We start from the raw sequence: 21,620 nt of genomic DNA on the forward strand, positions 1-21,620 counted from the left end.
CTGCGACCTGAAAGACCTGCTTGGCAAGATCGACCGCCACTGTCGTACAGGCCGACACATCGGTTGAAGACAGGGACTGTTTAAGCGTCGTATTCTTTTTCATGGACTCGCCCTCGCTGCCGTTGGCTTCTTAGACTGCCACCGTGGCGCATTGACGCCTCGGCGTGGGCGAGTCCATCCAATTACAGGGAAAGCGTGGTGCTCGCTGGATCAGTCGATCCCGACAAACCCACCCGTCTGGTGTTGCCACAACCGTGCATACAAACCGCCGTGGGCCAGCAGTTCGGCGTGGCTGCCGGTCTCTGCGATCTTGCCGTTTTCCAGTACCACCAACCGATCCATCCGGGCGATGGTCGAGAGACGGTGGGCGATGGCGATCACGGTTTTGCCCTGCATCAGGGTTTCGAGGCTTTCCTGGATCGCCGCTTCAACTTCCGAATCCAGCGCCGAGGTCGCCTCGTCCATGATCAGGATGGGCGCATCCTTGAGCAGCACCCGGGCGATGGCGATGCGCTGGCGCTGACCGCCGGAAAGTTTCACCCCGCGCTCACCGACGTGGGCATCGAAACCGGTACGGCCTTCGGCGTCCGACAGCGACGGGATGAACCCGTCGGCCCGGGCTTTATGCACGGCTTCCCAGAGTTCGGCGTCGGTGGCATCGGGTTTGCCGTACAGCAAGTTGTCGCGGATCGAGCGGTGCAGCAGCGACGTGTCCTGGGTGATCATGCCGATGCGTTCGCGCAGGCTTTCCTGGCTGACGTCGGCAATATTCTGGCCATCGATGAGGATGCGTCCGCCTTCAACGTCATACAGGCGCAGCAGCAGGTTCACCAAGGTCGATTTGCCCGCGCCGGACGGACCGATCAGGCCGATTTTTTCACCGGGTTTGATGTTCAGGTTGAGACCGCCAATGATCCCGCTCTGCTTGCCGTAGTGGAAATCCACGTGTTCGAAGCGCACTTCACCACGGGCCACGGCCAAGGGTTTGGCTTGATCGCGGTCGGTGACGGAAACCGGTTGCGAAATGCTCTGCAAGCCGTCCTGGACCATGCCGATGTTTTCGAAAATGCCGGTCACCACCCACATGATCCAGCCGGACATGTTGACGATCCGGATCACCAAGCCCGTGGCCAGGGCAATCGCGCCCACGGTGATCAGCGACTGCGTCCACAGCCATAGAGCCAGACCGGTGGTGCAGACGATCAGCAGGCCGTTGATGCTGGTGATGACCACGTCCATGCTGGTGACGACACGGCCGGCCATTTGGGCTTTCTCGGTTTGTTCCTTGATGGCTTCGCGGGCGTACTGCTGTTCGAAATTGGTATGGGCGAACAGCTTCAGGGTAGTGATGTTGGTGTAGCCGTCGACAATCCGACCCATGAGTTTGGAGCGTGCGTCGGACGCCAGCACCGAGCGGTCCTTGACCCGTGGCACGAAGTAATAGAGGGCACCGATGAAGGCGATGATCCACGTCAGCAACGGGATCATCAGGCGCCAGTCGGCTTCGGCGAACAGCACCAGCGAGCTGATGGCGTAGATGAGCACATGCCACAGTGCGTCCACGGCCTGCACGGCGGAATCGCGCAGTGAGTTGCCGGTCTGCATGATGCGTTGGGCGATGCGCCCGGCGAAGTCGTTCTGGAAAAAGTTCAGGCTCTGTTTGAGCACGTAGCTGTGGTTCTGCCAGCGGATCATGCTGGTCATGCTGGGGCTCAGGGTCTGATGCACCAGCAGGTCATGCAGGCCGACAAAAATCGGGCGCAGGACCAGTGCCACGACCACCATCCACGCCAGTTCCAGGCCATGCTCCTTGAACAGATTGACGTTCGGCTCGCCCTGGGCCAGGTCGATGATGCGGCTCAGGTAGCTGAACAGCGCCACTTCGATCAAGGCACCGAACAGTCCGACGATCAACAGGGCGGCAAAGCTTGGCCACACCTGCTTGAGGTAATAGGTATAAAAAGGGAAGACCCGGTCCGGCGGGGACGCCGTCGGTGCATCACGGAAAATATCGATCAGTTTTTCAAAGCGGCGATAAAGCATTGTTTTTTCGCCCACAAAGGGGCTCTCCTTTAAACGGTTTGAGCGTTGCCGGCAGCACCGGCAACGGCTCGGACGTCCTTGTCCAGCTTAGTCTCAGTCGATGCGCTTGGCCGACTTGATGAATACCGGGTCGGCCGGTACGTCTTTCATGCCGCCACGCGTGGTGGTTGGCGAGTTGACGATGATGTCCACCACGTCCATGCCTTTGACCACTTTGCCGAATACCGCGTAGCCATCACCCTGGTCGAGGAAGTCGTTGTCCTTGACGTTGATGAAGAACTGGCTGGTGGCCGAATCAGGCACCGAGGTACGGGCCATGGACAAGGTGCCGCGCACGTTGTGCAGGCCGTTTTTCGATTCGTTCTTGATCGGTGCGTTGGTGTCTTTTTGCTGCATCTGTTGCGTGAAACCGCCGCCCTGGACCATGAAGCCCGGGATCACACGGTGGAAAATCGTGTTGTTGTAGAAGCCTTTGTCGACGTACTCAAGGAAGTTCTTGGTACTGATCGGGGCCTTGACCGCGTCCAGTTCGATTTCGATCTGGCCGTTGGTGGTCTCCAGCAGAACGTGCGGCGCTGTTGCAGGCGTCGCGGCCATCAGGTTGGCGGCAAACAGAACGGAGCCAGCGGCGAGGGCGATTTTTTTCAGCATGGGTCAATGATCCTGAGTGGTGGTGTCGACTGCGGTGAGGAACTCGAGCAGCGTCTGGTTGAATGCTTCCGGCTGGTCCAATGGTGTGGCGTGGCGTGAATCGGCGATCACCGCCAGCCGCGCATCAGGCAGCAGTTTTACGTAGTTTTCCTTCAGCGAAACCGGTGTGTAATCACGGTCGGCGCTGACGATGAGCGTTGGACAGGATACCTTCGAAAGTCGTTCCTGAACCCCCCAGCCCACGATGGCATTGAAGCTGGCGAGATAAGCATGTTTGTCGTTTTTTGCCCAGCGTTCGGCCATCTTTTGTCGCAAATCGGCCTGCTCGGGTTTCGGGAACAGCTTGCTGCCCAGTGCTTTGCCGATGGTGCCCAGGCTCAGCACATGCATCAGGCTCCAGCGCTTGAACCACTGCCAGTAGTCGTCGCGGGTGCGCAGTTTGACCTCGGGCGCGCTGTTGACGATGCACAGGCTTTTGAGCAGTTGCGGCTGATCCGCGCCCAGTTGAAAGCCGATCATGCCACCCATCGACAAGCCTACATAATGTGTCGGACCAAGGTTCAGATGCTCCATCAGCGCGATCATATCTGCGCTGAACCCGGCAATGCTGTAGCGCTCCCGGGGTTTGTCCGAGCGACCGTGGCCGCGTACATCCGGGACGATGACCCGATAGCGGCTTGAAAGCGCCGGGATCTGTTTTTCCCAGTCCAGCGTGCTGGAACCCAGCCCATGGACCAGCAGCAGCGGCGCGCCGTGGCCGTATTCCTCATAGTGCAGGTTGCAACCTTCGTGTTCGAAATAGGCCATGCATACACTCCGTGTCAGGCTTGTTCAGGGGCGGCAAACGGTGCATCCAGCGGCGCGGTGTCGAAGGTGCGCAGCAGTTCGATGAGAATTTGCGTGGCCGGCCCCAGCGGTTTGTCCTTGTTCGAATACAGGTAGAAGCTCGGGTTGCGGCTTCCGCCCTGATCCAACGGTAGCAGCTTGAGCGTCCCTTCCTTGAGTTCCCGCTCGATCATGTGCCGAGGCAGCCAGGCAAACCCCAGACCGCTGCTGACGAACGTCGCGGCGGTGGCCAGGCTGCCGACGGTCCAGCGCTGTTCGGCACCGAGCCAGCCGACGTCCCGAGGTTGCTGGCGGCCCGAGTCGCGGATCACCACTTGCATCTGGCTTTCCAGGTCCTGGAAATTCAGCTCGCGGTTGAGGCGGTGCAGGGGATGCTCCGGGTGGGCCACCGCGACGAATTCGACGTCGCTCAATTCCGCACCCAGATAACCGGGAATGCTGAAACCCGTGATGGCCAGGTCGGCCACGCCTTCGAGCAGCACTTCCTCCACGCCCGACAGCACTTCTTCACGCAGACGCACGCGGCAGCCACGGCTTTGCGGCATGAAGGCCGTCAGCGCGCGCACGAGGCGGGCGCTCGGGTAGGCGGCATCGACCACCAGACGCACTTCGGCCTCCCAGCCTTGCTCCATGTGGTGGGCGAGGTCCTCCAGCTGACTGGCCTGTTTCACCAGTTGTCGGGAGCGGCGCAACAACACGCCGCCGGCTTCGGTCAGCACCGCTTTACGCCCATCGATGCGCAACAGTGGCACGCCGAGCTGATCCTGCATGCGTGCCACGGTGTAGCTGACCGACGATTGCGAACGGTGCAGCGCCTCGGCGGCCTGGGCGAAGCCGCCGTGATCGACCACGGCCTGAAGCGTTCGCCATTGATCAAGGGTCACGCGGGGCGCTTTCATGTTGAGCTCCTCTTGTCCTAAGCTGGCAGCCCTTACTGGAGGCTGCCGAATGAAGAAAATCTGTTGTGTGCTGCTGGCGATGTTGCCGCTGACCGCGTTTGCCTATCCGATCGATGTGAAGAAAAACCTCAACGACATGAAAATCGACTTCGAAACCTTCGATACCGATAGCGATATTGGCTCCATTCGAGTGGCCAACTACGGCGATGTCGATGCGAGCTGCAAGGCAGTTTTCAGTAATGGTCCGGAAGCTCCGCGCACACGTAAATTCGAGGTCCCGGCCGGCAAACATAAATCCGCCACCGCCAAATTCAGCCGCAACATCATCAAACTGCGTATCGAGCTGACCTGCACCCCGAAATAGAGCCCTGTGCGGGAGCTCGCTCGCGATGCGGTGGTTAATCGATATCACCGTGTCTGCTACACCCTCGCGAGCAAGCTCGCTCCTGCAAAGGGCAGAGGACAGGGTTTTCTTATAAACGAATTTATTGATGGTTTATAGCAGTTATTTGCGCTTTTTCATCGATACGACTCTGTTTAACCTTCACTCCATCGACCTACAGCATTCTCAGATGGAGGCTACATCCAATGTCCCGCGTTCTGATCATCGAAAGCAGTGCCCGTCAGCAAGACTCGGTTTCCCGTCAGCTGACCCAGACCTTCATCAAGCAGTGGCAAGCCTCCCACCCGAACGACCAGATCACAGTGCGTGACCTGGCCGTCAATCCGGTACCGCACCTGGACATCAACCTGCTGGGTGGCTGGATGAAGCCCGCCGAGCAGCGCAATGACATCGAACAGGTCTCTCTGGAACGCTCCAACCACTTGACCGATGAATTGCTCGCCGCCGATGTGCTGGTGATGGCTGCGCCGATGTACAACTTTGCGATTCCCAGCACCCTGAAAGCCTGGCTCGACCACGTGCTGCGTGCCGGTGTGACCTTCAAGTACACCGAAACCGGTCCCCAAGGCCTGCTCAGCGGCAAGCGCGCCTATGTGTTGACGGCTCGTGGCGGGATCTATGCCGGCAGCACGGCCGATCACCAGGAACCGTATCTGCGCCAGGTCATGGGCTTCATCGGGATTCACGACGTGACGTTCATTCACGCCGAAGGCATGAACCTGGGTGGCGACTTCCAGGAGAAAGGCCTGAACCAGGCGAACGCCAAGCTTGCCCAGGTGGCCTGACCCGTTAATCGCCAGATAATCGCTGGATGGTCTAGTGACCTGGCGCAACCCTTCAAGGCTGCACGCGCATCGAACCTCCCTTCGCACTTGTTGCTCCTGAGTGCTCCCGCCCGATTGAACGCTTTAGCGAGATCGGGCTTTTTTTTGCCTGGGATTCGGCAAAACACCACCGAACCTGTAGGAGCCGGCTTGCTGGCGATTGCGGGGTGTCATTGTCGACTGACACGCCCTCATCGCCAGCAAACCGGCTCCTACAGGGTTTGTATTGTTTGGGGGTTCGCGATCAGTAGCAAAACCCGCTATCGTCGCCGCCATTCGAAATGAGGCGAGCATGGGCTATCTACTTTTTGTCACGCTGATCCAGGCGTTTTCCTTCAGTTTGATCGGCGAATACCTGGCCGGTCATGTCGACAGCTACTTCGCCGTGCTGGTACGCGTGCTGCTGGCGGGGCTGGTGTTCATTCCATTGACGCGCTGGCGCTCGGTGGAGCCGGCGTTCATGCGCGGGATGTTGCTGATCGGCGCGTTGCAGTTCGGCGTGACCTACGTTTGCCTGTACCTGAGCTTCCGGGTACTGACGGTGCCGGAAGTCTTGCTGTTCACCATCCTCACGCCCCTGCATGTGACCCTGATCGAAGATGCGCTCAATCGTCGCTTCAATCCCTGGGCCCTGGTCGCGGCGCTGGTGGCTGTGGGTGGGGCGGCGGTGATTCGCTTCGACCGGATCAACCCGGATTTCTTCATGGGTTTCCTGTTGCTGCAGCTGGCCAACTTCACCTACGCGGCCGGGCAGGTGCTGTACAAACACCTGGTCGCGCGGCATCCGAGTGATCTGCCGCATTACCGGCGCTTCGGCTACTTCTACCTCGGTGCCCTGGCGGTGGCGTTGCCAGCGTTTCTGCTGTTCGGCAAACAGAACTTCCTGCCCGAAGCCCCACTGCAATGGGGCGTGTTGCTGTTCCTCGGCCTGGTCTCAACCGCGTTGGGGCTGTACTGGTGGAACAAAGGCGCGTGCCTGGTCAACGGTGGCACGTTGGCGGTGATGAATAATCTGCATGTGCCGGTGGGGTTGTTGATCAATCTGCTGATCTGGAATCAGCATGAAGAGCTGGGGCGGTTGTTGCTCGGTGGTTCGGTGATTCTGATGGCGGTGTGGATCAGTCGCTTGGGCATCAAGCGAGAGGCGAGCCTGGTGTAGGCGCTGGCGCAGGCTGCGATCTTTTGATCTTGAACAACACAAGATCGCAGCCTTCGGCAGCTCCTACAGGGTTTTGTGGTGTTACATCAGGTGTTTTTCCTGCTCGGGGATGTGGCTTGCGCCGAGCATCGCCGGCAGCAGCCCGGCCCGCAGATCCGTGCCGCTTGGTTGCTGATACAGGCTCAAGCCAAACTCCGGCAGCACCGCCAGCAAGTAATCAAAAATATCCCCCTGAATCCGCTCGTAGTCCGCCCACGCCGTGGTGCGGGTAAAGCAGTAGATTTCCAGTGGCACACCTTGGGCCGTGGTCTGCATCTGCCGGACCATGCAGGTCATGTTCGGCTGGATCTCCGCATGGCTCTTCAGGTACGACAGCGCATAGGCGCGGAAGGTGCCGATGTTGGTCATCCGACGGCGGTTGGCTGACAGGGCCGCGACGTTACCCTGGGCTTCGTTCCAGGCCTTGAGCTCGGCCTGTTTGCGGCTAATGTAGTCGGTGAGCAGATGAACCTGCGACAGCTTGAACTCTTCTTCATCGCGCAAAAAGCGCACACCGCTGGCGTCGATGAACAGGCTGCGCTTGATCCGGCGCCCCCCGGAGGCCTGCATGCCGCGCCAGTTCTTGAATGACTCGGACATCAGGCGCCAGGTCGGGATGGAGACGATGGTCTTGTCGAAATTCTGCACCTTGACCGTGTGCAGAGTGATGTCCACCACATCGCCATCGGCGCCGACCTGAGGCATTTCGATCCAGTCGCCGACCCGCAACATGTCGTTACTGGTCAACTGCACGCTGGCGACGAATGACAGCAGGGTGTCCTTGTAGACCAACAGGATCACCGCCGACATCGCACCCAGACCCGACAGCAGCAACAGTGGCGAGCGGTCGATCAGCGTGGCGACGATGATGATCGAACCGAAGATGTACAAGACCATCTTCGTCAGCTGCACATAGCCTTTGATCGAACGTGTACGGGCGTGTTCGGTGCGGGCGTAGATGTCCAGCAAGGCATTGAGCAGGGAACTGACGGCCAACAGCAGAAACAGGAAGGTGAAGGCCAGGGCGACATTGCCAAGGAAGTTCAGGGTGGTCTTGTGCAGTTCGGGGATCAGGTTCAAACCGAACTGGATCACCAGCGAGGGCACGACCTGCGCCAGACGATGGAACACCTTGTTGTCGAGAAAATCATTGAGCCAGTACATCGACGGTTGTCGACCGAGCAATTTGACGGTGTGCAGGATGAGGTAGCGCGCCACTCGTCCGAGCATCAGCGCGATGCTCAGCAGCAACAGCAGAGCCAGGGCTGAGTAAACGCGTGGATGGTTCTCCAGCGCACTCCAGAGTTCTTGGGCGTTGAGCCAGAGCTGTTTGATATCCATGGGCTAGAACGATTCTTTTGTAAGGCAAGAAAGGTGATTAGAGCATTTAAGACGCTTTGATTTGCCTCTTGTGACAAAACTGGCAGCAAAAAAACCACTGTTTACTGCCTTTTGTACAAAGAAACTCGGCCTACGCGCTCGAAACCGTTACCCTATGCAGCTGTTTTTTTGTATTTCTTCGAGGTAGCACCCGTGTTTTCCCAATTCGCCCTGCACGAACGCCTGCTCAAAGCCGTGGCCGAGCTGAAATTTGTCGAGCCAACGCCTGTGCAAGCCGCGGCTATCCCGCTGGCGCTCCAAGGGCGTGACCTGCGGGTGACAGCGCAAACCGGTAGCGGCAAAACCGCTGCATTCGTTTTGCCGATCCTCAACCGTCTGATCGGCCCGGCCAAGGTTCGCGTCAGCATCAAGACCCTGATCCTGCTGCCAACCCGCGAGCTGGCCCAGCAGACCTTGAAAGAAGTTGAACGCTTCTCGCAGTTCACCTTCATCAAGTCCGGCCTGATCACTGGCGGCGAAGACTTCAAGGTCCAGGCGGCCATGCTGCGCAAGGTGCCGGACATCCTGATCGGTACGCCGGGCCGGATGATCGAGCAACTCAACGCCGGCAACCTCGACCTGAAAGAAGTTGAAGTGCTGGTACTCGACGAAGCCGACCGCATGCTCGACATGGGCTTCGCCGACGACGTTCAGCGTCTGGTTGACGAATGCACCAACCGTCAGCAGACCATGCTGTTCTCCGCCACCACCGGCGGTTCGGGCCTGCGCGAGATGATCGCCAAGGTCCTGAACAACCCTGAGCACTTGCAGCTCAACGCGGTCAGCCAGCTGAACGAAACCACCCGTCAGCAAATCATCACCGCTGATCACAACCAGCATAAAGAACAGATCGTGAACTGGCTTCTGGCCAACGAGACCTACCAGAAGGCCATCGTGTTCACCAACACCCGTGCCATGGCAGACCGGATCTACGGTCGTCTGGTGGCGCAGGAATACAAAGCGTTCGTGCTGCACGGTGAGAAAGACCAGAAGGATCGCAAACTGGCGATCGATCGTCTAAAGCAGGGCGGCGTGAAAATCCTCGTCGCCACCGACGTTGCCGCTCGCGGCCTGGACGTCGATGGTCTGGACCTGGTGATCAACTTCGACATGCCACGCAGCGGCGACGAATACGTTCACCGCATCGGCCGTACCGGTCGCGCCGGTAACGATGGCCTGGCGATCTCGCTGATCTGCCATGGCGACTGGAACCTGATGTCGAGCATCGAGCGCTACCTCAAGCAGAGCTTCGAGCGTCGCACCATCAAGGAAGTCAAAGGCACCTACGGCGGACCGAAAAAGGTCAAGGCCTCGGGTAAAGCCGTCGGCGTGAAGAAGAAAAAGACCGACGCCAAGGGCGACAAGAAAAAAACCGCGGCCAAGACCCCGACCAAGCGCAAGAGCGCCAACCGGCCGAAAAGCGACTCCCTGGTGAGCAGCGATGGCATGGCCCCGCTCAAGCGCCGCAAGCCGGAAGCCCCGGCTGCTGAATGACGCGCGGTACCTGCTGATAAAAAACCGGACATAGTCCGGTTTTTTTTTATTTAAAAGATCGCAGCCTGCGCCAGCTCCTACATGGCGGCGATCTTTTGCTCTTGCCTTTAATCGTCAGCTTTCAGCTTTTTTCTCCGCCGCGCCCAACTCCTTCAAGCGCTGATCAATCAATTGGCACTTGTCCGGCAAGTCCTTGGCGGCGGTTCCCAGGTCCATCTTCTGCAATTCGTCGTTGATCTCCTTGGCCTTGGCCGGATTCTGTTCAGTGAGCCTGGTCACTTCCTGGGCCAGTTGCTCGCGCTTCTGCGTGGCTTCTTCCGGGGTGCAGGCCCAGACGGGAAGGGCGCAGGTCAGCGTTGCGACAAGGGTGAGCTTGAGTAGTGATTTCATGGGGGCAGGCCTCAGTTCCGGTTAAGGCGGGTTATCCGGTTGAGGGCTGCCACCCGTGGAAAGTTCACTCAAACACTTGCTCGCGATTTGCCATGACTCGGTATCAAACCTAACCACCATGGCAGCAACTCGCCGGGGCTTCGTCTTCATACCGGTCGTGATACTGCACCCACTCCATGATTTCCTCTTCATTGCGGCCCTTCGGTGTCAGGTCGAGGTAGTTGTAAGCCCCCACCAACATGTCCAAGCCACGGGCATAGGTGGAGTAGGTGTGGAAGATTTCGCCAGCCTCGTTGCGATAAAACACGCTCAGGCCTGGGAGTTCTTCTTCAGCACCGTCAGTTTTTTCGTAGTTGTAGGTAGCCTTTCCGGCGGCGACGTCTTCGGCTCGAGCTGTCACGCCGAAGTCGTAGTTGAAATCGCAACCTTCTGACGAGAACCAGTCGAATTTCCAGCCCATGCGCCGCTTGAATGGCTGGAACTCGGCGAACGGCGCGTGGGACACCGCCACCACGGCCACGTCGTGGTGGGCCAGGTGCTGGTTGGCGCCGTCGATGTGGTCTGAAAGGAACGAACAACCCGGGCAACCTTCGTCCCAACCTTCGGCGAACATGAAGTGGTAGATGACCAACTGGCTGCGACCGCCGAAAAGATCCGCCAGTTTCAGTTCACCATTCGGCCCCTGAAAGTGGTAGTCCTTGTCGATCCTCACCCAGGGCAGAGCACGGCGTTCGGCGCTGAGTTTGTCCCGTTCTTTGGTGAAGGCTTTTTCGTGGGCCAAGTGCTGTTTGCGGGCGACCAGCCATTCTTCCCGCGACACGACGGGATGATTCTGAATGTTCATGGTGTTTTTCTCCTGCGTGGGGCTGGGAGTGGGCTTACACAGCCTAGTCGTTTGACCTGCACTGCATTCGACAGACCGCTGGTCGGTCGGTGTCTGACGGCCGGCTGAACGGCAGCCGCCGGTACCGGTCACAACCGTAAGGCCCTGACTTTCACGCGGGCATCCATCACATTGGCTCCGGAGGTTGAATCAGGATGACGACTTACAACTGGGATTTGATTGAATACTTGCTGCATGAAGTACAGAACGGTGCTGGCCACAGCTTCACGCCGCGACCTTATGCCGAGCAGTACGCTGCGCAGAAAGCCTCCGAAGGCGAGCCGATTGAAAACCTCGATCACCTGAAAACGGTGGCTGGCGAGTACGAAAAGTTACTGCTGATGCGAGGCTACATCGAATCGCGACCGGAGGATGAAGGGGGGAACGGCGAGAACTACATTTTGACGGCGCGGGGTTCGCGCTTGTTGAGCCTGATCGACAGCAGTATTCCAGGCAATGATCATCCTCGACAGGTGCTGGATGAGCAGGAAGATGCGCTGGATGAGGTGACGTTTGATCGGGTGGCGTCGAAGCCGCAGATTGCCTGAAGACGGTGTGTTTCCCTTGTAAGAGCGAGCTTGCTCGCTCTTACAAGTGGTTAGCCGTTGGACCATTATCCTTTTGCGGCTTTCAGGCACTTCAAATCACTGAAATCCTTCCTCACGCCCTCAATCTTCGTCAGTAACCGCTGCCGTTGCGTCGGCGTGCTCTCAGCCATCAAATCGACGAACAGCGCTCTTGCCTGGGCTTCGGTGGTGGCAAAAGCCTCGCGGTAGGCCGGTGTCCACAAACGCTCGCGATCGACCAGAAGCGTCTCGATTCGTTGTGGGAATTCCGGACTTTGACGCTGCGCCACGGCGGCACTGAACTGTTTCTGCCAGTGGGCGCGGTTGGCGAGCCACTGAGTGTTCTGTTCGCCCAAGGCTTTAGACCATGCCGAGACACGCTGTTTCTGGCTTGGGGTGAGTGGTCCGAGCCAGTCGTTGAGGCGCTTTTCCATGCGCTCGGCACGGTCCTTGATTTGCTGGTCGAGGGATGGTTTGAGGTACTGCTCCTGGCGTTTGCGCTGATCTTTGGCGAAGGCGTCGTTCATCTCCGCGACTTGCTTGTCATCCAGCCCTTGCAGCAGTTCGATGGCCGAAGGGGTGATTTGCCGGGCGCTCTCGGCGATCGCTTGCCGAGCTTCAACGGCTCGGGCTTGCAGTCCGGCATCGGTGACCTGGTTGGTCGCGATCATGGTTTGCAAACGGTCCAGCCAGTCCAGGTAGCCCGGCAGTTGAGTGGTGCAGTGCCAGCTCAAGTGCTCCTTCAACCGTTCGTCCAGCCAGCCTTTTTGCTCGCCGTTCATGTCCAGGTAATCGCTGAGCGTCCAGGGGATGATCACGTCGAGGTTGCGGTAAGCCAGGCCCATGCGACTGCAAGCGCCGAGCGAGAGAGCGACGGTGAGCGCAATGGCTATGTGTGTGAGCCAGCGAGACATGGGCGAGTCCTTGCGAAAGCCTGCCTTCGGGGTCTGATTCTCATGTGAACGCAGCATGAGCCAGGCAGTTCAGCCGATCAATAGAACGTGTGCACGGCCTTGAGGGTGACCAGCCCGTCGCATTGACTGTTGTGACCGGAATAGGCCGAGCAATCGTTGCCCCGCAGGCTTGAGTCACTGTAGATCAGGTCCAGGTCGATGCCCATGAACGGACGGGACAATTTCAACGACCAATCGGTAAAACTGCCTACATAACCGCCGTCCACTGCGATCGGTGCGTTGAGCTGGTGAGTGGTGTATTTCATACTCACGCCGATGCCGAAGGGTTGATTGCCGCTCAAGTCCGCGAAAAGGGTGTTGTTCTGTTTGTCCGGGTCATTGCTGAAAGCGACGCCGAAACGGCTGCCCAGCAAGGTCAGGCCTCCGAAAAACTCTTGGCTGTTCAGGGTTTCCACTTCGGGGTAGCTGTAGCGGATCATGCCGACTTCGTAACCCAGGGTTTGGTCGAAGGGCTGTTTAAAGCCAGCGTAGGAATCGATCTCGAGGTTTTTGCCTGGGCTTATGCCCATACTCGGCGACCATTGGCCCACGTAGAAGCCGCTGTCGTGGCTCAGGTCGAGGCCGCCATGGAACGATCCGGCCGCGTTGGGTTTGACCAGTCCCTGGGCCATGCTGCGGGTGGGGCTGGTGCCAAGCTTGAGGTCGAAATTACCCAGTTCGCGCTGCAAGATTTGGCCGTGCGCCAGTGGGCATGCCAGCAGGCTGACGAACAATAGCGATAAACAGGATGATTTGAGCATGCGTCACTCCTTGAGCAGCGAGCGCCGACAATGAATCGGCTGAAACGCTTGATCCAGACGTGTGCAAGGATACCGGCGAATGATCGGTATCGAGGGCCGTTCGTCGATTTTTAAACGATTGATTGTAGGAAGGGACGATATTCGAGGGGTTCCAGTCCAAGCGCTTCGAGCTTCAAAGCGCTTGAGGACCAGGTGACGCGGGGGGTATTACTTTTTGCCCAAGGTGATCTGCTTGGACGGGCCGAATGTCTGGCCGCTGACGCCTTTGGCAATTTGCTGGATTTCACCGCCGGACTTGAGGAACGCAGCAATCTGGCTGTTGATCGATTCGCTGGTTTCGACGGCTGGAGCTGGCTTTGCTTTGCTGGTGGATGCTTTTACGCGCATGGCGGCCATTAACCTGTAGAAAATTAACTTGGCCATGCATCGTACAGGAAACAGCGGATAATTGCTTGGCGAATATCCCCTCGGAATACTCAGGGTGTGAGTGAAATCAATTGTCGGTGAATCTTCGAATTATTCTCCTAAGCCGCTGTTTTAACTAAAAAGATTGCAGGAAAAAATACGACGTCGCGCGAGCCAGGCGCTGGCATAAATGCCCCGAACGGTCTGACGAGCGGGCAGTCGCGCAGCGCGAGCCCCGAAAATTCAGGGCTTGCACAGGATTTTCTCGCGCCACCGGGCCGGGCACCGAACGCGACCGTTAAAACCGGGTAGAATGCCGCCCACGCAATGAGGGTATTGGACATGGCTTTAGTCGGGCGTTACAACAGTTTGCAAGTGGTTAAACACACTAACTTCGGGTTATATCTGGACGGCGGTGCGGATGGCGAAATCCTTCTGCCTAATCGTTATATTCCAAAAGATATTCCCAGCGAAGATGAAGACTGGCTCAACGTTTTTATTTATCTGGACAGCGATGACAAACTCATCGCAACGACGGAAAAACCGAAAGTTCAAGTCGGTGAATTCGCCAGTTTGAAAGTAGTTGAAGTCAACAGTATCGGTGTATTCCTGGATTGGGGACTGCCGAAGGATCTGTTGCTGCCGTATTCCGAAGAAAAGCGTCAAATGACGGCCGGCGAATATGTGGTGGTGCACGTCTACCTCGACAAGCACACTCGCCGCATCACCGCGACGGCACGTCTGGATCGCTATCTGGACAAGACCCCGGCCAATTACACCGCGGGCCAGGAAGTTGATTTGCTGGTTGCCGAAGCCACTGACATGGGCTTCAAGGCGATCATCAACAACAAGCACTGGGGCCTGATCCACAAGAACGAAATCTTCAAGTTCATGCGCGCAGGTAAAGAAGAGAAGGGTTTCATCAAGGAAGTGCGCACCGATGGCAAGATCAGCCTGAGCCTGCAACCGGTCGGCCAGGAGGCGGCGACCAGCCTGAACTCGAAGATCCTCGCCAAGTTGCGCGAAAACAATGGCAGCCTGGCGGTCAGCGACAAGAGTGATCCGGTATTGATCACCAGCCTGTTCGGTGTCAGCAAGGGCAACTTCAAAAAGGCCATTGGTGCGCTGTACAAGAATGGTCAGATCGTCATTCATGCCGATCGCATCGAACTAAGCTGATCCCCGTAGGAGCTGCCGCAACCTGCGTCAGCTCCTACGGTTGGTATCCTTGATTGTTTACCCCGGAATCAGAAGGCCGGGGTTTTTGTTTCTACTGCCGAGTCTCTGCCATGGTTCGTGAAATCGAGGTGTTTAGGTGACTGCCACCCGGCGTAGCGCCGATGGCTTTGCCCTGCAAGTGATGGTCGGGTTGTGCCTGGTCTGGGGCGTTCAGCAGGTGATGATCAAGTGGGCCGCGCCGGACATTGCACCGGTGATGCAGGCGGCAGCGCGGTCAGGCATGTCCGCTTTGCTCGTAGGATTATTGATCTGCTGGAAAGGCGGCTGGGATCAGGTTCCTTCTACCTGGCGCGGTGGGCTGTTGGCCGGCGCGTTGTTTGGTGTCGAATTCTTCTTCATTTCCGAAGGCCTGCAATTCACCACCGCGGCACACATGTCGGTGTTTCTCTACACCGCGCCGATCTTTACCGCATTGGGCGTGCATTGGTTGCTGCCCAGTGAGCGTTTGAGACCCCTGCAATGGTTGGGGATCATCCTCGCGTTCATCGGGATCGCCATCGCGTTTGCTGGTGGTGTCTCCTGGGACAATCTTGATCGCCGCATGTTGATGGGGGATGCGCTGGGCGTGCTCGCCGGTGCCGCCTGGGGTGCCACAACGGTGGTGGTGCGTGCTTCACGGCTGTCGGAAGCGCCCGTCACGTTGACGCTGTTCTATCAATTGATCGTCGGCTTCGTCGGGTTGTTGTTGATTGCTCTGCTCAGCGGGCAAATCACCCACGTCAACCTGACCACCGTGGCGGTGGCCAGTGTGCTGTTTCAGGGCGTCGTGGTGTCGTTCTTCAGTTACCTGGTCTGGTTCTGGCTGTTGCGCCGTTACCTGGCGGCGAACCTTGCAGTGTTTTCGTTCATGACGCCGCTGTTTGGCGTCACGTTCGGCGTGGTGCTGCTGGGCGAAGAACTGAGCGTCAACTTCGTCGTCGGCGCGGTATTGGTGCTGTCGGGCATTACCTTTGTCAGTGCCGAGCAGTGGGTGCGCCGTCGTTTGCGCAAAGTCCTTGGGCAGCACTGACCTGAATGCATGGATTGAACAACAGCAGGCAGTTTTTCCGCCGGCTTCGGCGCGGACGCAGGCCATTGCCTGAACGCGGGATGATTGTGATGGATTCAGTAACAGATCATTGCGACATTGGCCGAGCATTGCTGGGGACTTCGGACTATTATCAGTGCAAAGGGGCTACAGAATTTTGGCCGCTCGGCACTACCCTGAAGGGGGCACCATGAAAGAGAAAATCCAAAACTGGCTGCACGACCTGGGTGTTGCACTCGGTCTGATCGAACCGCCTCTGCAACCTGTGCCTATTCGTACTGACGATGAGCAACGTCGGCGCCAGCAGCGACGCCGGTAACGGTTGACGTTATCTGGCTGTTTGGGGGGCTTACTGTGGCGAGGGCGCTTGCTCCCGTTGGACCGCGAAGCGGTCCCAAGTACCACTGAGTTGCATCAGGCTTCATCACTCGATCGCTGATTTCGACGGCAGCGCCGTCGAGCGGGAATGTCACAAAGGGCAGTGCGTGCGACTCAGTCTCAATACTGCCCAATTTCCATCAAGAACCAGCTTAAATCACTCGCCGTCCTGGCAGTCTTGAGCATTCGGTCTTCTTCGGCGGTAAACGCCGTCAAATCCAGCTCATCCTCCAGACGGAAGATCAGCTCTTCCATATCTTCTTTATCCAGTCCCAACTTCGCCAGGCTGGCGTTGTCGTCAAAGTCTTGCTGATTTTCCAGCAGGCGGTTGATGTGGCGACGCACGACGACAAGGACGCTGGCTCTGTTCATGAGGACTCTTCGGTATTCTCCCTGCCGTGAGTACAGCAGGCTTTGGCTGCGAGTGGGTTTCTCCAGACGAAAAAAACGGGTGTGGCAACCGACGCCACACCCGTCGAAGAAAGCTTCAAGTTTTTAGGTTCGGCTTAGGCGACGCTTGCCACTGCGGCCGGGCGACGGGACATCAGGCTGACGACCACGAAGCTCACCAGGCCTACACCGAGGCTGTAGTAGATCGGGGTGTTGGCATCCAGGCCGTCCTTGAACATGAACAGCAGCGCAGTCGCGAAACCCATGCCCATGCTGGCGATGGCGCCGGCAGTGGTAGCGCGTTTCCAGAAGATGGCGCCCATCAGCGGGATCAGCATGCCGCCGACCAGCAGGTTGTAGGCCAGGGTCAGGGCGCTGATCACGTCGTTCACGATCAGGGCGATGCCCAGCACCACGATGCCGGTCAACAGGGTGAACAAGCGGTTCATCGCCAGGCTCGACTGTTTACCGCCACGCAGTTTCGGCAGCAGGTCTTCGGTCAGGGTGGTGGCAGCGGCGAGCAGGCCGGCGCTGGCGGTGGACATCATGGCGGCCAGTGCGGCAGCGATCACCAGGCCACGGATACCGTCCGGCAGGGACAGTTTGACGATGGCGGCGAAGGCGTTGTTGACGTTGTCCAGATCCGGGATCAATACATGTGCAGCCATGCCGATCAAGGCGCAGGCCAGGCCGTAGAGGATGCAGTAGATACCGGCAGCGGTACCGGCAACCTGAGCCACTTTGGCGGTCTTGACGGTGAACACCCGTTGCCAGATGTCCTGACCGATCAGGATGCCGAAGAAGTAGATCATGAAGTAGGTGATGATGGTGTCCCAGCCGATGGTGGTGAAGCTGAAGCTCGCCGCCGGCAGTTTCAACACCAACTCATCCCAACCGCCGACGCGGTACAGGCAGATTGGCAACAGGATGAACATCAGGCCGACAGTCTTGATCACGAACTGGACGATGTCGGTCAGGGTCAGGGACCACATGCCGCCGATGGCCGAGTAAATCACCACGACGCCGCCACCCAGCACGACCGAGATCCAGAACGGCAGGCCGAACAACACTTGCAGCACAGTGCCGATTGCCAGAATCGACGTCACGCCGATCATCAGCGCGTAGGCCAGCATGATCACCGCGCTCGCCGAGCGGGCCATCGGGTTGTAGCGTTTCTCCAGCACCTGGGTAACGGTGTAGATCTTCAGCTTCAGCAGCGGTTTGGCGAGGAACAGGTTCAGCGCCACGATCCCGCAACCGAGGGCCGCGCACAGCCAGAAACCGGAGATGCCATGGACGTAACCCAGACGCACGGTGCCGACAGTGGACGCGCCGCCCAGAACGGTGGCGGCCATGGTGCCCATGTACAGGCTCGGACCGAGGTTACGACCGGCGACCAAAAAGTCTTCGTTGGTCTTGGCCTTGCGCATGCCGTAGTAGCCGAGTATCAGCATCGCGGCGGCGTAGATGAGTACGACGAATAAATCCAAAGCCATGATGGCGTGTCTCCGATTGTCTTTTTTATGGTGAAACAAAGTTGCGATATGGCTATGGGGTAGTTTTTGTGGCGAGGGAGCTTGCTCCCTCGCCACAGAGGTCACCTCATGGCCCTGTCTTCAAAAAATCAGGCGGCTTGGTGCATCGCCGGTTTAGCGAGCGAATCCGTGCTCTTGCTGCGTGGGTCATTCGGGCCAAACACCGCGCTCGATTCCGGGAACAGACTCAGCAGCGCCAGGTACACCAGCGAGGCCAGGCCCAGGGTCACCGGCAGGCTGATGTCGATACCACCGGCCATTTCGCCCAGCGGACCGACGAACTGCCCCGGCAGATTCACGAAGCACAGGCCGACGGCCGCGCTCGGGATCCAGGCACCCAGGCCGCGCCAGTTCCAGCCGTGGGTGAACCAGTAGCGGCCACCTTTTTCGCCACGGGTGAACACTTGCAAGTCATCCGGGCAGTAGAAGCCGCGACGCACGAGCAGGCCGATGATCATGATCACCATCCATGGGGTGGTGCAGGTGATGATCAGCACGGCGAAGGTCGACACGCTCTGCACCAGGTTGGCCGCGAAGCGTCCGATGAAGATGAAGGCAATCGACATCACGCCGATCAGCAGCGTGGCTTTGACTCGCGACAGCACCCGTGGGAACACGCTGGACATGTCCAATCCGGTGCCGTACAGCGAAGTGGTGCCGGTGGACATGCCGCCGATCACTGCAATCAGGCACACCGGCAGGAAGAACCAGCTCGGCGAAACTGCCAGCAGACCGCCGACGTAGTTGTTCGCTGCGATGTAGTCCGGTGCCTTGACCGCTACGATGGTGGCGGTGACCAGGCCGAACAGGAACGGGATCAGCGTGGCCAATTGCGCAGCGATCACCGACACCATGATCCGGCCTTTCGGCGTTTCCCGCGGGATGTAACGCGACCAGTCGCCGAGGAATGCACCGAAGGAAATCGGGTTGCTCATGGCCACCAGCGCGGCGCCGATAAACGCAGCCCAGAAACCCGCCTGGCCCATGGCGACGGTGCCGGCGTACTGGCTGTCGAATGCAGGGGCGAAAGCGAAAACACCCAGCAGGAACAGCAGGCTCGCCGCCCACACCGCGATGCGGTTGACCCACAACATGAAGCGGAAGCCATAGATGCAGACGGTCAGCACCAGCAGCGCGAACAAACCGTAGGCCAGGCCCAGGGTCAGATCGGTTTCCGGCAGATCGATCAGGCGTTTGGCGCCGCCTACCAACGCATCTCCCGAACTCCAGACGGAGAGCGAGAAGAACGCGATGGCGGTCAACAGCGACAGGAAGGAACCGACGATACGCCCGTGCACACCGAAGTGTGCGCCGGAAGACACGGCGTTGTTGGTGCCGTTGATCGGCCCGAACAGGCCCATCGGCGCCAGGATCAGCGCACCGAGCACCACGCCCAGCACAATCGCCCAGACCCCAGCCTGGAATGAAAGGCCGAACAGCACCGGGAAACTGCCGAGCACGGCGGTGGCAAAGGTGTTGGCGCCGCCGAAGATCAGGCGAAACAAATCGCTGGGACGGGCGGTACGCTCATGGTCCGGGATCTGTTCGACCCCGTTTGTTTCAATGCGGCTAAGGCTTTTTTCTTTGTTGTTGTTATTCATGATCTGCTCCGATCATAAAGGCGCGCTCATCGTGTGTGAGCGTCACCTGTTTGGCTAAGGGGGTGGCAGCCCTTCCGGCATGGCGGACAAATGTTCGTGGCAGGCCAGCCATAGGCCTTGTTGTTCTTGGCCAGACGCTTGTTTCTTGAAAACAATCGTCTCGCGCTCCTGGCTAAAGTGCTGCTCCCCTTGCATGCGCAGCTCGGTGGCCACGTCATGGATGAAAATCGCCACGTCACCCTGGAGGCTGACGAAAGCGTTGCTTGAGGTGCACGAAAGCACCTCGAAGCCATCCTCGGAACGCCAGCCGTCCCACATCGCCTGATAGGCGTCGCGCGACAGCAGGGGCTGTTCGAGGGTGTAGAAGACGAAGCTGGCATCGGCGCTGAACGCGCCGAAGTAGGCTTCGCGATCGTTACGGGAAAACGCCGACACCAGATCGGCGGCGGCTTTCAAAACCTGATCACGTTCGGTCATGACCCTTCCTCAGCGGTGGACTACGCCTGGCAGTACGCAGAGCATTTCGTACAGCAGGTTGGCGGCCAGCAGCGAGGTGTTGCCGGTGGTGTCATAAGCGGGCGAGACTTCTACCAGATCGCAACCGACCAGGTCGAGGCCCTGGCAGCCACGAACGATCTCAATGGCCTGAATGGTCGTCAGCCCACCGATTTCCGGGGTGCCGGTGCCAGGCGCCCAGGCCGGGTCGATGCCGTCGATGTCGAAGCTCAGGTACACCGGGCCGCCGCCGACTTTCTCGCGGACTTCAGCCATCAGTGGCGCCAGGGATTTGTGCCAGCACTCTTCGGCCTGAACCACACGGAAACCCTGGTTGCGGCTCCAGTTGAAGTCGTCGGCGGTGTAACCCTGGGCGCGCAGGCCGATCTGCACGACACGGTCCGGATCCAGCAGGCCTTCTTCGACGGCGCGGCGGAAGGTGGTGCCGTGGGCGATTTTCTCGCCGAACATGTGATCGTTCACATCGGCGTGAGCGTCGATGTGCACCAGGCCGACCTTGCCGTGCTTTTTATGGATGGCACGCAGGATGGGCAGGGTGATGGTGTGGTCGCCGCCGAGGGTCAGCGGGATCACGTCGTGTTCGAGGATGTTGTCGTAGGATTCTTCGATGATCCGTACGGCATCCAGTAAGTTGAAGGTGTTGATAGCGATGTCGCCGATGTCGGCAACCGACAGCGAGTCAAACGGGGCAGCGCCGGTGGCCATGTTGTACGGGCGGATCATCACCGACTCGGCGCGGATTTCGCGAGGTCCGAAACGGGTGCCGGGGCGCAGCGAAGTACCGATGTCCAGTGGCACGCCTACGAAGGCTGCGTCCAGACCGGCAGCGGTGTTCAAGTGGGGGAGTCGCATCATGGTGGCGATGCCGCCGAAGCGCGGCATTTCGTTGCCGCCCAGTGGTTGGTGAAGAATCTTGTCCACGGGTAGGGCCTCATCGTCGTTGTTTTATTTATTGGTTTGCGCCGTTCACGGAAGGTACGGGCACCGATTTGTGCGGATTTTGCGAAATGTAGTGGCTGGGAAGAATCGCTACGGGCAAATACTTAGTTCAGATTTTTCTAAACTAATAGCTGGGACAGCGATAGACTTAAGGTGCTCCGCAGAATCCTGTGGCGAGGGAGCTTGCTCCCGCTGGGGTGCGAAGCAGCCCCAAACCATTCACCCCAGTGCGGCAGACAAACCTCATGAGCAGGTTTACGACTGCTGCGCAGCCGAGCGGGAGCAAGCTCCCTCGCCAC

At 58.7% G+C, this 21,620-nt stretch carries 23 protein-coding genes; 8 read left to right on the forward strand and 15 right to left on the reverse strand.

The window, feature by feature from the left end:
* Positions 1–210: 210 nt before the first annotated feature.
* The 4 genes from CKW19_RS17325 to CKW19_RS17340 all read right to left on the reverse strand — a co-directional run bounded on the left by CKW19_RS17325 (position 211) and on the right by CKW19_RS17340 (position 4,439).
* Positions 211–2,043, reverse strand: a complete 1,833-nt coding sequence (locus CKW19_RS17325) for an ABC transporter ATP-binding protein (RefSeq protein WP_095059053.1) — start codon at positions 2,041–2,043, stop codon at positions 211–213.
* A gap of 93 nt (positions 2,044–2,136) precedes the next feature.
* Entirely contained in the window at positions 2,137–2,694 is a 558-nt protein-coding gene (locus CKW19_RS17330) for a peptidylprolyl isomerase (protein ID WP_095058941.1), read from the reverse strand.
* Positions 2,695–2,697: 3 nt separating this feature from the next.
* Positions 2,698–3,501 (reverse strand): alpha/beta fold hydrolase, encoded by an 804-nt coding sequence (locus tag CKW19_RS17335; protein WP_095058942.1) that lies wholly within the window; start codon positions 3,499–3,501, stop codon positions 2,698–2,700.
* A 14-nt stretch (positions 3,502–3,515) separates the two neighbouring features.
* Positions 3,516–4,439, reverse strand: coding sequence for a LysR family transcriptional regulator (locus CKW19_RS17340; RefSeq protein WP_095058943.1), 924 nt, complete (start codon positions 4,437–4,439; stop codon positions 3,516–3,518).
* 49 nt (positions 4,440–4,488) lie between these two features.
* On the opposite strand from CKW19_RS17340, the gene CKW19_RS17345 reads away from it, so the two are divergent.
* From CKW19_RS17345 to CKW19_RS17355, 3 genes are all read left to right on the forward strand, one after another.
* Positions 4,489–4,803 carry a 3-phosphoglycerate kinase gene (locus tag CKW19_RS17345; RefSeq protein WP_095058944.1) on the forward strand — a complete coding sequence of 105 codons (315 nt, stop codon included), beginning with the start codon at positions 4,489–4,491 and terminating at the stop codon, positions 4,801–4,803.
* Positions 4,804–5,027: 224 nt separating this feature from the next.
* Positions 5,028–5,627 (forward strand): FMN-dependent NADH-azoreductase, encoded by a 600-nt coding sequence (locus CKW19_RS17350; RefSeq protein WP_095058945.1) that lies wholly within the window; start codon positions 5,028–5,030, stop codon positions 5,625–5,627.
* 331 nt (positions 5,628–5,958) lie between these two features.
* On the forward strand, positions 5,959–6,825 hold the full coding sequence (locus CKW19_RS17355; RefSeq protein WP_095058946.1) for a carboxylate/amino acid/amine transporter: 867 nt from the start codon (positions 5,959–5,961) through the stop codon (positions 6,823–6,825).
* 81 nt (positions 6,826–6,906) lie between these two features.
* Here CKW19_RS17355 and CKW19_RS17360 read toward each other — a convergent pair whose 3' ends face one another.
* Positions 6,907–8,205, reverse strand: a complete 1,299-nt coding sequence (locus CKW19_RS17360; protein ID WP_095058947.1) for a mechanosensitive ion channel family protein — start codon at positions 8,203–8,205, stop codon at positions 6,907–6,909.
* Positions 8,206–8,397: 192 nt separating this feature from the next.
* Between CKW19_RS17360 and CKW19_RS17365 the strand changes: the two genes are divergently transcribed.
* Entirely contained in the window at positions 8,398–9,738 is a 1,341-nt protein-coding gene (locus tag CKW19_RS17365) for a DEAD/DEAH box helicase (protein WP_053156346.1), read from the forward strand.
* A gap of 114 nt (positions 9,739–9,852) precedes the next feature.
* Here CKW19_RS17365 and CKW19_RS17370 read toward each other — a convergent pair whose 3' ends face one another.
* On the reverse strand, positions 9,853–10,128 hold the full coding sequence (locus CKW19_RS17370) for a hypothetical protein (RefSeq protein WP_095058948.1): 276 nt from the start codon (positions 10,126–10,128) through the stop codon (positions 9,853–9,855).
* Between the two features lie 109 nt (positions 10,129–10,237).
* Positions 10,238–10,972: a thioredoxin family protein gene (locus tag CKW19_RS17375; RefSeq protein WP_095058949.1), complete on the reverse strand. Its 735-nt coding sequence runs from the start codon at positions 10,970–10,972 to the stop codon at positions 10,238–10,240.
* A gap of 194 nt (positions 10,973–11,166) precedes the next feature.
* Between CKW19_RS17375 and CKW19_RS17380 the strand changes: the two genes are divergently transcribed.
* On the forward strand, positions 11,167–11,559 hold the full coding sequence (locus tag CKW19_RS17380; protein ID WP_095058950.1) for a transcriptional regulator: 393 nt from the start codon (positions 11,167–11,169) through the stop codon (positions 11,557–11,559).
* A 65-nt stretch (positions 11,560–11,624) separates the two neighbouring features.
* Here the strand turns inward: CKW19_RS17380 and CKW19_RS17385 are convergent, their stop codons facing one another.
* The 3 genes from CKW19_RS17385 to CKW19_RS17395 form a co-directional block, all read right to left on the reverse strand.
* On the reverse strand, positions 11,625–12,491 hold the full coding sequence (locus CKW19_RS17385) for a DUF6279 family lipoprotein (RefSeq protein WP_095058951.1): 867 nt from the start codon (positions 12,489–12,491) through the stop codon (positions 11,625–11,627).
* A gap of 77 nt (positions 12,492–12,568) precedes the next feature.
* Positions 12,569–13,291: a TorF family putative porin gene (locus CKW19_RS17390; protein ID WP_095058952.1), complete on the reverse strand. Its 723-nt coding sequence runs from the start codon at positions 13,289–13,291 to the stop codon at positions 12,569–12,571.
* A gap of 207 nt (positions 13,292–13,498) precedes the next feature.
* Complete coding sequence (locus CKW19_RS17395) at positions 13,499–13,687, reverse strand: hypothetical protein (RefSeq protein ID WP_015096330.1); 189 nt, start codon at positions 13,685–13,687, stop codon at positions 13,499–13,501.
* Between the two features lie 351 nt (positions 13,688–14,038).
* On the opposite strand from CKW19_RS17395, the gene CKW19_RS17400 reads away from it, so the two are divergent.
* From CKW19_RS17400 to CKW19_RS29130, 3 genes are all read left to right on the forward strand, one after another.
* On the forward strand, positions 14,039–14,875 hold the full coding sequence (locus tag CKW19_RS17400; RefSeq protein WP_095058953.1) for a S1 RNA-binding domain-containing protein: 837 nt from the start codon (positions 14,039–14,041) through the stop codon (positions 14,873–14,875).
* Between the two features lie 136 nt (positions 14,876–15,011).
* Entirely contained in the window at positions 15,012–15,944 is a 933-nt protein-coding gene (locus CKW19_RS17405; protein WP_095058954.1) for a DMT family transporter, read from the forward strand.
* A gap of 208 nt (positions 15,945–16,152) precedes the next feature.
* Entirely contained in the window at positions 16,153–16,281 is a 129-nt protein-coding gene (locus tag CKW19_RS29130) for a PA1414 family protein (RefSeq protein WP_007914492.1), read from the forward strand.
* A 179-nt stretch (positions 16,282–16,460) separates the two neighbouring features.
* Here CKW19_RS29130 and CKW19_RS17410 read toward each other — a convergent pair whose 3' ends face one another.
* The 5 genes from CKW19_RS17410 to speB all read right to left on the reverse strand — a co-directional run bounded on the left by CKW19_RS17410 (position 16,461) and on the right by speB (position 21,303).
* Positions 16,461–16,712, reverse strand: coding sequence for a phosphopantetheine-containing protein (locus CKW19_RS17410; protein ID WP_095058955.1), 252 nt, complete (start codon positions 16,710–16,712; stop codon positions 16,461–16,463).
* A 134-nt stretch (positions 16,713–16,846) separates the two neighbouring features.
* On the reverse strand, positions 16,847–18,226 hold the full coding sequence (locus tag CKW19_RS17415) for a sodium:solute symporter (protein WP_095058956.1): 1,380 nt from the start codon (positions 18,224–18,226) through the stop codon (positions 16,847–16,849).
* A 128-nt stretch (positions 18,227–18,354) separates the two neighbouring features.
* Positions 18,355–19,866, reverse strand: a complete 1,512-nt coding sequence (locus CKW19_RS17420) for a cytosine permease (protein ID WP_095058957.1) — start codon at positions 19,864–19,866, stop codon at positions 18,355–18,357.
* Between the two features lie 54 nt (positions 19,867–19,920).
* Positions 19,921–20,343 carry a nuclear transport factor 2 family protein gene (locus tag CKW19_RS17425; protein WP_095058958.1) on the reverse strand — a complete coding sequence of 141 codons (423 nt, stop codon included), beginning with the start codon at positions 20,341–20,343 and terminating at the stop codon, positions 19,921–19,923.
* 9 nt (positions 20,344–20,352) lie between these two features.
* A complete protein-coding gene (gene speB / locus CKW19_RS17430) occupies positions 20,353–21,303 on the reverse strand; it encodes an agmatinase (protein WP_047532133.1) in 951 nt (316 codons plus the stop codon).
* Positions 21,304–21,620 lie beyond the last annotated feature (317 nt).

It is taken from the genome of Pseudomonas sp. Irchel s3f7 (genome assembly GCF_900187615.1).
Lineage (GTDB): Bacteria > Pseudomonadota > Gammaproteobacteria > Pseudomonadales > Pseudomonadaceae > Aquipseudomonas.